The organism is Streptomyces sp. NBC_00385 (assembly GCF_035917155.1).
GTDB classification, from domain to species: domain Bacteria; phylum Actinomycetota; class Actinomycetes; order Streptomycetales; family Streptomycetaceae; genus Streptomyces; species Streptomyces poriferorum.
In genome coordinates, this window is the sequence record NZ_CP107951.1 from 5,793,375 (window position 1) to 5,806,335 (window position 12,961).

Annotated in this window: 10 protein-coding genes; 5 read left to right on the forward strand and 5 right to left on the reverse strand. The window is 74.0% G+C overall.

Going from position 1 to position 12,961, the window contains the following annotated elements; genetic code table 11:
• Positions 1-6 precede the first annotated feature (6 nt).
• The 4 genes from OG959_RS25935 to OG959_RS25950 all read right to left on the reverse strand — a co-directional run bounded on the left by OG959_RS25935 (position 7) and on the right by OG959_RS25950 (position 5,748).
• Entirely contained in the window at positions 7-1,350 is a 1,344-nt protein-coding gene (locus OG959_RS25935; protein ID WP_326662187.1) for an FtsX-like permease family protein, read from the reverse strand.
• Positions 1,340-2,080 carry an ABC transporter ATP-binding protein gene (locus OG959_RS25940; protein ID WP_326662189.1) on the reverse strand — a complete coding sequence of 247 codons (741 nt, stop codon included), beginning with the start codon at positions 2,078-2,080 and terminating at the stop codon, positions 1,340-1,342. Before OG959_RS25940 ends, OG959_RS25935 begins: the two co-directional genes overlap by 11 nt.
• On the reverse strand, positions 2,077-2,634 hold the full coding sequence (locus tag OG959_RS25945; RefSeq protein WP_326662191.1) for a PadR family transcriptional regulator: 558 nt from the start codon (positions 2,632-2,634) through the stop codon (positions 2,077-2,079). Before OG959_RS25945 ends, OG959_RS25940 begins: the two co-directional genes overlap by 4 nt.
• Before the next feature lie 114 nt (positions 2,635-2,748).
• Positions 2,749-5,748, reverse strand: a complete 3,000-nt coding sequence (locus OG959_RS25950; protein WP_326662193.1) for a beta-N-acetylglucosaminidase domain-containing protein — start codon at positions 5,746-5,748, stop codon at positions 2,749-2,751.
• A gap of 310 nt (positions 5,749-6,058) precedes the next feature.
• Between OG959_RS25950 and OG959_RS25955 the strand changes: the two genes are divergently transcribed.
• From OG959_RS25955 to alc, 5 genes are all read left to right on the forward strand, one after another.
• Positions 6,059-6,331: a hypothetical protein gene (locus tag OG959_RS25955; protein WP_148018713.1), complete on the forward strand. Its 273-nt coding sequence runs from the start codon at positions 6,059-6,061 to the stop codon at positions 6,329-6,331.
• Positions 6,332-8,572 (forward strand): 4-alpha-glucanotransferase, encoded by a 2,241-nt coding sequence (gene malQ, locus OG959_RS25960; protein WP_326662197.1) that lies wholly within the window; start codon positions 6,332-6,334, stop codon positions 8,570-8,572.
• 20 nt (positions 8,573-8,592) lie between these two features.
• Complete coding sequence (locus OG959_RS25965) at positions 8,593-8,823, forward strand: hypothetical protein (protein WP_148018711.1); 231 nt, start codon at positions 8,593-8,595, stop codon at positions 8,821-8,823.
• Positions 8,824-8,956: 133 nt separating this feature from the next.
• On the forward strand, positions 8,957-9,877 hold the full coding sequence (locus OG959_RS25970; RefSeq protein WP_326662199.1) for a LysR family transcriptional regulator: 921 nt from the start codon (positions 8,957-8,959) through the stop codon (positions 9,875-9,877).
• A gap of 58 nt (positions 9,878-9,935) precedes the next feature.
• The gene (alc, locus tag OG959_RS25975) at positions 9,936-11,075 is read left to right on the forward strand and encodes an allantoicase (protein ID WP_326662201.1); all 1,140 of its coding nucleotides are present in this window, start codon (positions 9,936-9,938) and stop codon (positions 11,073-11,075) included.
• A gap of 142 nt (positions 11,076-11,217) precedes the next feature.
• On the opposite strand, the gene OG959_RS25980 is transcribed toward alc, so the two are convergent.
• Complete coding sequence (locus OG959_RS25980; RefSeq protein ID WP_326662203.1) at positions 11,218-12,915, reverse strand: FG-GAP repeat domain-containing protein; 1,698 nt, start codon at positions 12,913-12,915, stop codon at positions 11,218-11,220.
• Positions 12,916-12,961 lie beyond the last annotated feature (46 nt).

The window sequence follows — 12,961 nt, forward strand, 5'->3', positions numbered from 1 at the left end:
CGGGCCTCAGGCGAAGCGCAGCTCCGCCGGGTGAGCCATGCGGCGCAGCAGCGGCAGCGAGGTCGCGGCGGCCAGCAGACACGCGGCGTACACCGTCACGGGGACGAGCAGCGGCAGCATGGACGGAACCGTGCCGGGCGCGGCCACGGCGGTGTACGCGAGGTGGACCGCCATGCCGCCGATGGTTGCGAGCAGCACCGCGGGGGCCAGCGGGAGCGCGGTCTCCAGGAGCGTGGCCCGGGCCAGCACCGTGTGCGGCACCCCGGCCGCGGTCTGGGCGGCGAGGCCCCTGCGCCGGGTGGCGAGGGACTCCGCCGTGCCCACGGCGAGGCCGAAGAGGCTGATGGCGAGGGCCACCAGGATCGCGACCCCCGTGAGGTCTATGCCGGTCGTGTAGAAGGCGAGGCCCTCCGGTGTCCGGATGCCCTTCCCCCGCAGGTCGGCGAGCACCACCTCCCGCACCCCCACGAAGGCGATCCCGACGACGGTCACCAGGAGCAGTGCGGCATGGGTGCGCGCGGCGGCCCACGGGTCGTCCCTGAGCCTGCCCGCGGCGATCATGACCGCCGGGCTCTTCGCGCTCTGTGCCAGCCGCCGGCCGATGTGGGCCGCCGACGCACCGGCCGCCCAGACCGCGCCCGCCCCGGTGAGGAACACCAGGCCGAACACCAGCATCGGGAGGGACGCGGCGGCCGGGTCGCTGCCCCGCACCACGAGGGCGTACGCCCCGACGGCGATCGGCAGTGCCGCGACGGACAGGACCAGCAGCGGCCGGGACCCGCGCTCCGGCCGCACCCGGCGCACCTCGCCGAGCGGCGACGCCATCACCCGGCGCAGGGCCAGCACGCTCACCAGCGTGCCGGCCACCGGCACGCCGATGACGACCAGCACGAAGGCCACCCAGGCCGCCGCGGGAGGTGTGTGGCTCTGCGCGGCGAGAGCCACGCCGACGACGCCGAGCCCGCCGGCCGACCCCGCCAGGCAGACCGGCGCGGACTCCAGCGCGCTGATGCGGCGCACCTGCGCGGGCGACGCCCCGGCGAGCCGCAGCCCGGCCATCCGCCGGTCGCGGTGCACGGCGCCGATCCGGGCGCACTGGCCGAGGAGGCCGAGTACGGGGATGAGCAGGAGCAACAGGGCGACCACCACGCCGGCGCGCTCGCCCGGCTGGTTCAGCAAGCCGTGTCCGAACGGGATGGACACCTGTCCCCGGACGGCGGCGACCGTGATCGCGGCGAGCGCGAACACCGTGGCGAGCAGGGCGCCCACCGCGGTGAGCGCGATCCGCCACCACTCACGGCGGTCCGAGCCGCGGGCCAGGTTCCAGGCGATGCGTGCGTCAGCCCTCATGGTGGGCGGCCTCCTGGACGACGAAGGGCGTGGCACCGGAGTGGACGGCCCCGTCCCGCAGCCACACCTCCCGGTCCGCGTACGCCGCGATCTGGGCGTCGTGCGTGATGAGCAGCACCGCGGCGCCGGACTCGCGGGCGGCGTGCACCAGCGCCGTCATCACCTGCTCCCCGGCGAGCGAGTCCAGGGCCCCGGTCGGCTCGTCCGCGAAGACGGCCTTCGGACCCGTCACCCACGCCCGTGCCAGCGCCACCCGCTGACCCTGGCCGCCACTCAGCTCCCCGGGCCGCAGCGCGGCCTGGCCGCGCACACCGAAGCGCTCCAGCCACTCGTCCGCCCGGTCCCGCGCCGCGGCGCGGGCGGTCCCCGCGAGGAGCAGCGGCAGCATCACGTTGTCGTGCACGGTGAGTTCGGGGATCAGCTGTCCGAACTGGAAGACCACACCGAAATCGGTGCGCCGCAGCTCGCTGAGCCGGTTCTCCGACGCCCGGTCGAGCCGCTCCCTGCCGTACGACACCTCGCCCTCGTCGGGGCGGACGATGCCCGCCAGGCAGTGCAGCAGCGTCGACTTCCCACTGCCGCTGGCCCCGGTGACGGCGAGGATCTCGCCCGCCCGGAGGGTGACCGAGGCACCGCGCAGGGCCTGCGACCTTCCGTACTGTTTCGTCAGGCCGGTGGCGCTGATCATCGGTTCCGCGGCCCCGGAGGGCTGCTCGGTCTGTGTGTTCATACTGCGTCGACCTCCGCGGTCAGGGTGGTGAGACGGGTGGCCGTCGTGGCCATCCACCGCACGTCGGCGTCCAGATGGGCCAGGGCGTAGTCGGCCGAGAGGACGGTGCTCAGATCGGCGCCCGGTGTGGTCTTGAGACCGGTCAGTTCGTGCATGCGCACCATGTGGGCGGCACGCTGGGCCCGGAGGTACGTGGCCGCCTCCGCCGTCCGGTCGCCGCCCTCGGCCCCCGCTACCAGGAGCGAGATGACGACCTTGGCGAAGATCTCGTTCGTGACGAAGGGAGCGGGCGGGGTGACCCCTTGGGCCCAGGTGGCGAGTTCGTCCGCCCCCCGGTCCGTGGAGCGGTACAGGGTGCGCTCGGGGCCGCCGTCGGAGTCGGTGCCCTCCACGGCGGCCAGGTCGTCCCGCACCAGGCGTTGCAGGGTCGTGTAGACCTGCCCGTAGGCCAGCGGGCGGGCCTGGGGGAAGAGTTCGTCGTAGCGCCGTTTGAGGTCGTAGCCATGGCAGGGGCTTCCGGCAAGCAGGCCCAGAAGAATGTGACGGGTGCTCATGGGGCGTGACTATATACTCGGTATATGTACTGAGTGAATACTTCGGCGTACATGAGGGCGCGAGGTGGTGGCGGAGCGGTGGAGCGGGTGCGGTGCGACGGCCCGCCGGGCGGGCTACTCCGCTACGGCGTACGCCTGGACCGACCAGAGCGAGTAGCCGTACTCGGTCGCCCGTCCGTCGCCCTGGACCCGGATGAAACGGGTGTCCTTCGCGTCCATCCGGACGGACTCGTGCCCGCCCCCGCCGTTGCGGACGGTGGCCGCCGTGCGCCAGGTGCGCCCGTCGGCGGAGACCTGTATGCGGTAGCGGGAGGCGTAGGCGTCCTGCCAGTCCAGCACCACCTGGCCGACCCGGGCCGGGGCCGGCAGTTCGGCCTGCCACCAGGCGCCGTCCTCGGGCGGCGAGGACCAGCGGGTCTTCAGGTCGCCGTCCGAGGCGGCGGCCGCCGGGAAGTCCGCGGTCTCGTCCCCGGACGAGGAGGCGGTGGCCGTACGCAGCAGATCGGGGCCCGCCGTGCGGGGGAAGGCCCGGACGGTCAGGGTGGTCTCCTCGGTGCCGAAGGAGAACGGCACCGCGTACTCACCCGCGGGCGTGTCCGCGGGGACGGTGATCTCCACGGGTACCTCGGTACGGGAGCCGCGCGGCACGGTCGTCTGCTTCGGCACCCGCACCTTGATGCCCTTGGGTGCCTTCGCGGTGAGCACGCCGCGTACCTCGGCCGGACGGCGCGCGGAGAGCCGGGCCTCGACCCGCAGCGGCTTGCCGCCGATCTCGGCGTCCGTCTCCCCGCGTGCGAGATCGAGCCGGGCGGCGGGCTCGTCGCCGAACCACGGCACCAGGGAGCGCACCCGGGGGGCCGTGCCGGCGGACGGGGCCGCACCCGCGAGCGGCGGGATGATGAGAGGCGGTGCGCCGGTGAGCGCCGGGGTGGCGGTCGGCCAGCTGATCCGGACCGCGTCCGCGCGCACGCCCTGGCCCGGCGACTGGGTCCAGCCCCGCGCCGACAGGGCACCGAGGCTCCGCCAGCCCTCGCCCGGCACATGGGCCTGGACCGTCGCGCCCGACACCGTCGAGTCGTCGCCGGGCACCGTCATCGCGGTGACGGCCTCCAGCGGGCGCGCCCGGTCGAAGTCCAGGGTGTAGCTGCCCGGAGCCTCGGCCACCGTGCCGTTGTCGCGGTCCGAACCCGTCCAGGCGGCGGACTCCTTGCGTACCCGGTCGAGGAACGGGCCGAGCACCCCCTTGCCGACCGTTGCGCCGCCCGTCCTCACGGCCTTGACCGCCGGCTCCAGGGCCAGCGAGGCCTCCCAGGCGGCCGCCCCGTCGTCGCGCGCCTGCGCCTGGAGCAGATCGACGGCCAGCTCGCCCGCCCGGCCGTAACGCGCCAACTGCTCGCTCCACGGACGCACTTCGTCGTCGAGGCGCCCGTCGGCCAGTCCGGTCAGCCGCTGCGGGGTCTCGCGCATCACCGTGAACGCGGCCCGCAGCCGGCGCGCCGCCTCGTCGCGGGCCGGGGCTCCGTCGGCCGTACGGGACTTCCAGAACGCGGCGAACAGCGGCTGCAGATACGCCGATTCGTCACCGCCCAGCACGGACCCCGCGCTGTTGCCCGCCAGGGCGCGCAGCGCGTCCCGGCTGCGGGCGTCGCCGCCCGCGAGATCGTCCAGGGCCGCCTGCCAGGACTCCTGCGCCTCGTACGCCTTCGGGTTCCAGGCGAAGTCGGCGGCGGTGAACAGCGGGATCCGGGACGCGGACGGCTGCTCCATCGCATTGGCCAGCAGCGCCGCCGAACCGATGGCGACCGCCGGGTCCCGGCCGGTGTACGGGCCCAGGAAGATCCGGTCCTGGGCGTAGTCGTTGACCGGGTAGTTGTCCATGGTGACCAGCGGATGGCGGAACGTGGTGCGGGCACCGGCCAGTTCGCCGCCGGTGATGGTCCTCGGCACGACCCCGACGCCGGTCCAGGCGACCTGCACCCGCTCGTCGAGCTCCCCGGCGAGCGCGGTGCGGTAGGCCGTCGCCCCGTCCTGGTAGAACTCCGTCGGCATCATGGACAGCGGCTCCGAGCCCGGATGCCGCTCCGCGAGGTGCCGCGCCACCGCGCTCACGACCCGGGCCTGCGCCCTGGCGGCCGCCTCCGGGCCGCTGCCGAACGTGTCGGCGTCGGCCGAGCAGTGCCACTCGCTGTAGCTGACGTCCTGGAACTGCACCTGGAAGACCCGCACGCCCAGGGCCCACATCGCGTCGATCTTCTTCGTCAGCGCCTTCACGTCGCGGTCCGACGACAGGCACATGGACTGACCCGGAGCAACGGCCCAGCCGAGCGTCACATGCTCGGCGGCGGCCCGCGCGGCCAGCGCACGGAACTCGGCGCGCCGCTCGGCGGGGTACGGATCGCGCCAGCGGGCCTGCCGGTACGGGTCGTCGCCGGCCGCGTAGAGGTAGCGGTTCTGCTTGGTGCGCCCCATGAAGCCGAGCTGGGCGAGCCGTTCCTCCTGGGACCACGGCTGACCGTAGAAGCCCTCGGTCATCCCGCGTACGGCACCGGCCGGCCAGTCCCGGACGGTGACACCGGCGATCCGGCCGTCCCCGGCCAGCTGACGCAGCGTCTGCACCGCGTGGAACAGGCCGTCGTCGCCGACGCCGTCCACGGCGACGGTGTCCCGGCCCGCGACCCGGCCGACCGCGATGCGGTAGCCGCCGGACGGCAGATCGGCACGGTCGGGCGCGCGCAGCGTACGCAGCGCGTCCACGGCACCGTCCCCGCCGAACCGGATGACGGGCCCGCCGCCGGGCAGCGACTCGTGGACGGACCGCACACCCGCGTCGCGCAGTACCCGGCGGAGCGCCTCGACGGCGTACGGATCCGCCCCGTCGCCGGCGACGAGTGTCACCTCGCCGGAGAGCGGGACCGAGGACCCGGACACCTTGATGCTCTGCGGCCGCGGCCACACGGCGGGCGGCGCCGCGTCGTCGGTGCGGTCCGGTGTGGTGACGGGATGGGTGCCGGGCGGGGAGGGGGCGGCGACGGCGGCCGGGGCCCCCGCGGAGAGCAGCCCGCCGAGCACGGCCACGGCGACGGCCGCCGCGTGCTTCCTGCGCCTGAGCTGCATGCCTGTCTCCCTACGCGCCCACCGGTGGGATCCGAGCCCACCACCCGCGCGCGAGAGTGTCAATGCGCATGGGCGCCGTGGGGTAAATGCCCGATATGACGGTCGCGGTGAAGGGTTCTCCACGCGCGGCGGCACACGCGAAAGACCACGCCGAATGGCCGAAACAAGCGGACGTTTTACGGAGAACCCGCCCCGGGGGAACGGAATGTGACCCGGAGCACGTTGAACTCGTTGTCATAACGCCTACGTCTGCGGCCGCGTCCGCTGGGTAGGTCTGCTGTGTCCTGTTCTCCACGGCCAGGAGGCCACCATGCCCGCCGCTGCGCAGCTTCTGCTCTCCGCCCTGTCCAAACAGGTACCGGGTCCCGCCCCGTACATCAGCGCACCCCCGGCCACCCCGAGCACGCCCGGCCCGCTCACGAGCGAGGCGCCGCTGGCCGACGCCATACCCCTGACCAGCGAGCCTCCGCTCGCCGACGCCACACCTCTGACCAGCGAACCCCCGCTCGCCGTCCTCGCCCCGCTGACCAGCGAGCCGGCTTCTTCCGGCAGCGCTCGGGGCATGGAGTCCCCAGGAGTCTGAATGGGCCTGTCCCGGCTCGCCGCACTGCACGGCGTCGCCACCTCCTTCTCCCCGTCCGCCGATGTCACGGTGCCCGTCCCCGAGGGCACGGTCGTCGCGGTGCTCGCCGCGCTCGGCGTCGACGCCACCACGCCCGAAGCGGTACGGGAGGCGCTCGCCGCCGCCGAGTCCGCGGCCGGCTCCCGGCTGCTCCCGGCCACGCTGGTGGTCTGGGCCGGAGAGCCGCTGCCCCCGGCCCTGACCGCGCTGCCGCCCGGCACGGAGCTGACGGTCCGCCCGGAGGAGCCCGCCGAGGCCCCGCCGGCCCCGATGCGCGTCCCCGCCGGGGGTACGGTTCCGGCCGAATCCCGCCCGGCCGACGCCCGGGCCGCGGTGGTGGACCCCGCGGCACCCGGGCGAGGGACCTCGCGGACCCCGGCCGCGCCCGGCTGGTGGACCGAGCCGCCGTCGGGGGTGCACCGGCTGACCGTCCGGGTGCCGGGTGCGCAGGACCGGGGGAGCGGCCCGGACGGGCCGGTGACGGAGACCTGCACGCTCGTGGTCGCCCCGGCGCGCGTGCCGCAGCCGCCCGGGCGCAGCCACGGCTTCCTCGTCCAGCTCTACTCCCTGCTCTCCGCCCGCTCCTGGGGCATGGGCGACCTCGGCGACCTCGCCGATCTCGCCTCCTGGTCCGGGCGCTGCCTCGGAGCCGGCTTCGTCCAGGTCAACCCGCTGCACGCCGCGGTCCTCGGCAACCCCACCGACCCCTCGCCCTACCGCCCGTCCTCGCGGCGGTTCCCCGACCCCGTGCACCTGCGCATCGAGTCCGTCCCGGAGTACGGGCACGCGCCCGACCCCGCCGCCCTCGACGACCTGCGCCGCCGGGCCGCCGAACTCAGCGAGGCCGTGCTGAACAAGGGTGCCCTGATCGACCGGGACGCCGTCTGGGAGCTCAAGCGGCAGGCCCTCGACATCCTCGTCGCCGTCCCCCTCACACCCGGCCGCCGCGCCGCCTACTGCGACTTCCTCGCCGAGCAGGGGCAGGCCCTGGAGGACCACGCCCTGTGGTGCGCCCTCGCCGAGGTGCACGGCTCCGACTGGCACACCTGGCCGGCCGGCCTGCGCGACCCCCGCTCCCCGGAGACGGCCCGCGCCCGCGGCGAACTGCTGGACCGGGTCGACTTCCACTGCCGGCTCGCCTGGCTGACCGGCACTCAGCTCGCCGCCGCCCAGCGCGCCGCGAAGGACGCGGGCATGGCCGTCGGGATCGTCCACGACCTCGCCGTGGGCGTGCACCCCGGCGGCGCCGACACCTGGGCCCAGCAGGACGCCTTCGCGCACGGCATGTCCGTCGGCGCACCCCCGGACGCCTTCAACGCCCGCGGCCAGGACTGGGGGCTGCCGCCCTGGAGACCCGACGCCCTCGCCGCGTCCGGCTACGCCCCGTACCGAGGACTCCTGCGCGGCCTTCTCGCGCACGCCGGGGCCCTGCGCATCGACCACGTCATGGGCCTCTTCCGGCTCTGGTGGGTGCCCGAGGGGCGCCCGCCCACCGAGGGCACCTACGTCAGCCACGACGCGGAGGCGATGCTCGCCGTCCTCGTCCTGGAGGCCCACCGCGCCGGCACCGTCGTCATAGGGGAGGACCTCGGCACCGTGGAACCGGGCGTCCGCGAGGCGCTCGCCCGCCGCGGTGTCCTCGGCACCTCCGTGCTCTGGTTCGAGCGCGACTGGTCGGGCACCGGCCGCCCGCTCGCCCCGGAGGAATGGCGCGAGGACTGCCTGGCCACCGCCACCACCCACGACCTGCCGTCCACCGCCGCCCGGCTGACCGGCGACCATGTGACGCTGCGCCACCGCCTCGGCCTGCTCACCCGCCCGCTGGACGAGGAGCGCACCGAGGACGGCACCGACACCGCGGAGTGGCTCGGCCTCCTCTCCCGCCTCGGCCTGCTCCCCGAGGGCGGCGGCGACGAGGAGGCCGCCGTCCGCGCCGTCCACCGCTTCCTGCTGCGCACCCCCGCCCGCATGGCCGGCGTCTGGCTCCCCGACACCATCGGTGACCGCCGCCCGCAGAACCTGCCGGGCACCTGGGACCAGTACCCCAACTGGCGGCTGCCCATCGCCGATGCCGAGGGCCGCCCGGTCACCCTGGAGGAACTGGCCGCCTCACCCCGGCTGCACCGGCTGATGGAAGTACTCCGACCCCGTCAGGAGCCTCCGAGAACCCGTACGGCACCCCCGGGCGCGCGGCCGTCGTAGGCGTTCGCTACGTTTGCACCGTGGACAAGAAGAACGCTATGCGCGCCGGCGCGGTCGCTGCCGGAACGACGCTGATGATGCTGCTGATGTCGTCCCCCGCGCTCGCGCTCACCCGCGACGACGGCGACGACCCGGGACCGGGCCTGAGCGTGATCGACACGATCGGTCTGTTCGTCGTGGCCCCCCTGGCCCTGTTCGCGGTCATCGCGGGCCTGGTCATGGTCCTCGACAAGTCGAAGAAGCAGGCCTAGTCCCCCACCGGACACCCAGGACACTCCGGGTGCGCCGCCGGTACTCACGTACCGAGCGGCGCATTCGCATGTCCGGAGCGGGAACGGGAGCCGGACCCGGGGCGGAGCGCGGCACGCCCGGTAGGTTGCGGCCATGATCGAGTGGGACGTCAAGAAGCTCCGCATCCTGCGCACCCTGCGCGACCGGGGCACCGTCACCGCGGCTGCCGAGGCGCTGCTGATGACCCCGTCGGCCGTCTCCCAGCAGCTCTCCAACCTGTCCAGGCAGCTCGGCGTACCCCTGCTGGAGGCACAGGGCCGGCGCGTGCGCCTGACCGATGCCGCCCATCTGGTGCTCCGCCACGCCGAGGCGGTCTTCGCCCAACTGGAGCGCGCCGACGCCGAACTGACCGGCTATCTGCACGGCGAGGCGGGCGAGGTGCGGATCGCCGCCTTCGCCACCGCCGTCCCCGCCCTCGTCGTGCCCGCCGTGCAGGCGCTGCGGGACGAGGAACGGCCGGGGCCGGACGTACGGGTCCGGGAGGCCGAGGCGGCGCAGGCCTACGAACTCCTGGTCGCCGGCGACGTGGACCTGGCGCTCTCCCTGGCCGCCCACGCCCCGACCGCGCGCGACCCCCGCTTCGCCGTGCTGCCGCTGCTGGCGGACCCGCTGGACGTGGCGCTGCCGGCCGGCCACCGGCTCGCGGGCGCGTCCGGGCTGCGGCTGGCGGACCTGTCCGCCGAGCCATGGATCTTCGGCGGCTCGGGGCCCTGGTCCGAGATCACCACGGCCGCGTGCGAGGCCGCGGGCTTCGTCCCGGAGCAGGCGCACAGCGCCTCCGGCTGGACCGCGATCCTCGCCATGGTCGAGGGGGGAATGGGCGTCGCGCTGATCCCCCGCATGGCGTCGGCGGAGCGCCAGAGCCGGGACGGTGTGGTGATGCGAGTCCTCGAAGCGGACCGGCCCCGGCGCCATGTGGTGGCCGCGGTCCGGCAGGGGGCCGAGCAGGGCCCGGCGGTGGCCCGGGTACTCACGGCGCTGCGGGAGGCGGCGAAACCATTCAGTCACCCTTAACGATTCATGCGAAAACTTTCGATGGACCTAATGGCTTCACGCGTACGACAGTGAACGCATGACCTTCGAACAGAATGAGAACCACCACGACGACCCCCACGCCAACGACGCGGCCCCGTACGGCGGTGGTGACCCGTACGCCGACTACCGCACCACCGACCTCCCCTTCACCGAGCTCGTCGACCTCGCCGACCGCCGTCTCGGCGCGGGCGTGATCGCCGCCAACGACGAGTTCTTCGCCCAGCGCGAGAACCTCCTGGTCCGCGAGCGCGCCGTCTTCGACCCCGAGCACTTCGGCCACAAGGGCAAGATCATGGACGGCTGGGAGACCCGCCGCCGACGCGGCGCGGACGCCGCCCACCCGTTCCCCGCCCCGGACGAGCACGACTGGGCCCTTATCCGGCTCGGCGCCCCCGGCATCATCCGCGGCATCGTCGTCGACACCGCCCACTTCCGCGGCAACTACCCGCAGCGCGTCTCGGTCCAGGCGACCTCCGTCGCAGGCTCGCCCGGCCCTGCCGAACTCCTCGCCGACGACGTGAAGTGGGAGGAGATCGTCCCGCCGACCCCCGTACGCGGCCACGCCGCCAACGGCTTCGAGATCACCGGCGGCCGCCGTTACACGCACCTGCGTCTCTGCCAGCACCCCGACGGCGGCATCGCCCGCCTGCGGGTGCACGGCGAGGTGCTCCCCGACCCGTCCTGGCTCGCGACGCTCGGCACCTTCGACCTGATCTCGGTCCTGAACGGCGGCAGTTACGAGGACGCCTCGGACCGCTTCTACTCCTCGCCGACCCAGATCATCCTGCCCGGCACGTCCCGCAAGATGGATGACGGGTGGGAGAACCGCCGCCGCCGCGTCCGCGACACCAACGACTGGGTACGCTTCCGGCTGCCCGCCCAGGGCGCGGTCCGCGCGGTCGAGATCGACACGGCCTACCTCAAGGGCAACGCGGCCGGCTGGATCGCCCTCCAGGGCCGCAACGGCGAGACGGGCGAGTGGTTCGAGGTCATCCCGCGCACCAGGCTCCAGCCCGACACCCTGCACCGCTTCCCGCTCCGCGCCCAGGCCGTCGTCACCCATGTACGCCTCGACGCCTTCCCCGACGGCGGAGTGGCCAGGATGCGCCTGCACGGCTCGCTTACGGAGTCCGGCGCGGCCGGACTGGCCCGCCGCTGCGAGGAGTCGGGCGCGTAACAGCCCTCACGACCGCCGCCCGGCGAACGGCTGAGCCCCGCGCCCCGTTCGCCGGGTGGTTCACCAGGCACCCCGTCACGTGAGAGGGCCCGGACCGGCTGCGCACGCCGGTCCGGGCCCTCAGCGGTGTCCTGCGGGACGGTCAGAGCAGGGTGTTGTACCCGCTGATCGTCGACGTCTCGCCCGCGCCGGTGACCTTGACGCGCGCCGCGTACGGGGTGGTCGCGCTGCCGGTCGCCCGGTACAGCCACAGCACACCGGACTTGTCCTGGACGACCAGGTCGGCCCGGCCGTCGTCGGTCAGGTCACCGGGTGAGGACAGGGAGCGGTACGCGCTCCAGCCGCCGCCGACCCTGGTCCGTGCCGTGAACGGCGATGCCGCCTTGCCGGTGCCCCGGTAGAGCCACAGCACCCCCGACCCGTCGCGGGCCAGCAGATCCGCCCTGCCGTCGCCCGTCACGTCACCCGCGCCGGTCAGCTCGTTGTAGACGCCCCAGCCGCCGCCGACCTTCGTCCGCGCGGTGAACGGGGCCGTGCTGCCCGTGCCCTGGTAGAGCCACAGGACGCCCGACGTGTCGCGGGCCAGCAGGTCAGCCTTGCCGTCGGTCGTCACGTCCGTGACACCCGCCAGCTTGTTGTAGGCGTTCCAGCCGCCACCGACCTTGGTCCGCCCCGCGAGGGTGTTCCAGTCGCCGGTCGTGCGGTAGTGCCACAGCACACCGGACGTGTCGCGGCCCACCAGGCCACCGCCGGCCGCCTGCACGGTGACCGGGGAGAGCTTCGTGAGCTGGTCGTAGATGTTCCAGCCGTGGCCGATGACCTCCTCGAAGTCCCGGAAGGGCACCGAGGCGCTGCCGGTCCCGTAGTGGGAGCGGAGCAGCCCGTCCTTGCCGCGGGCCAGGAGCAGGTGGTGCGGCCTGACCGGGTACGGGCTGTCGATCACGAAGCGGCTCGACGTCTCGGGGTTGTGGGTGCCGTAGTTGTAGACCTCGTACACCGCGGCGGCATCGACCTTCCACGCCGCCATGTTCGCTCCGGCGGTCAGTGTGTAGTCGATCGTGACGTCGCCGGGCGTGATGTCGCAACGGACATCGCCGCCGTAGGCCACCGATCCCAGGCTGTGGTCGCAGGTCGCGTTGTCGCCGCGCGAGACCGAGTCGATCGTGATGTCGGCCTCGGACTCCTCCCAGCCGCGCTGGCCCTCCGAGGGGGCGAACGTGATCGAGAGATGCCCCGTGTCCACAGCGTGCACGGTGATCGACTGGGTGACCGAGTCCCCCGCCTTCAGCGTCGGCGTGTTCAGTGTGAGCGTGTTCTGCGCGACGTGCTCGGCCGACTTGACGGTGATGGTGCGTGCGGCGTGCAGACCGTCCTCGGAGAACGTCGCCGCGGTCTGGGCCTCCTTGACCGCCTTGTCGACGTTCGTGCCGCTCGGCGCGTACGCCAGCCCCAGATAGGCCGTGGTTCCGTGTGCGGCCGTGGCAGTGGCCGAGACCTCCGGATAGGAGATGTCGCCGTGGGCGTCACAGAGGTAGACACCGGCGGTGGCGGCCGCCTTGCAGCCCGAGTCCAGCGAGACCGCGAGGCCCGCCGGCACACCCCCGGCGGCCCACGCCGGGTCGTTCAGCTGCTTCTTGCTCAGGGCGTAGACCAGGGTCCCGTCGGCCTCGTCGTACCAGGCGTCCGGACGAAGCTCGGCCCGGCCCTCGCCGGGCATGAGCGTCCAGTCGCGGCCCATCTCGAAGGCGAAATAGTTGGCCGCGGCGGCAGGCAGGGCCCCCGCGAGAGCGCCGGTGGCAAGAAGCGCCACCGAGCCCGAAACGGCAAGGATTCTTCGCATGCGGTATCCCCCCGGATGAAGGCGGCAGCCCAGCTGCCGCGAAACG

Bases quoted from the DNA above. Each gene is read 5' to 3' on its own strand.
- OG959_RS25935 (WP_326662187.1), bottom strand. From the start codon at position 1,350: ATGAGGGCTGACGCACGCATCGCCTGGAACCTGGCCCGCGGCTCGGAC.
- OG959_RS25940 (WP_326662189.1), bottom strand. From the start codon at position 2,080: ATGAACACACAGACCGAGCAGCCCTCCGGGGCCGCGGAACCGATGATC.
- OG959_RS25945 (WP_326662191.1), bottom strand. From the start codon at position 2,634: ATGAGCACCCGTCACATTCTTCTGGGCCTGCTTGCCGGAAGCCCCTGC.
- OG959_RS25950 (WP_326662193.1), bottom strand. From the start codon at position 5,748: ATGCAGCTCAGGCGCAGGAAGCACGCGGCGGCCGTCGCCGTGGCCGTG.
- OG959_RS25955 (WP_148018713.1), top strand. From the start codon at position 6,059: ATGCCCGCCGCTGCGCAGCTTCTGCTCTCCGCCCTGTCCAAACAGGTA.
- malQ (WP_326662197.1), top strand. From the start codon at position 6,332: ATGGGCCTGTCCCGGCTCGCCGCACTGCACGGCGTCGCCACCTCCTTC.
- OG959_RS25970 (WP_326662199.1), top strand. From the start codon at position 8,957: ATGATCGAGTGGGACGTCAAGAAGCTCCGCATCCTGCGCACCCTGCGC.
- alc (WP_326662201.1), top strand. From the start codon at position 9,936: ATGACCTTCGAACAGAATGAGAACCACCACGACGACCCCCACGCCAAC.
- OG959_RS25980 (WP_326662203.1), bottom strand. From the start codon at position 12,915: ATGCGAAGAATCCTTGCCGTTTCGGGCTCGGTGGCGCTTCTTGCCACC.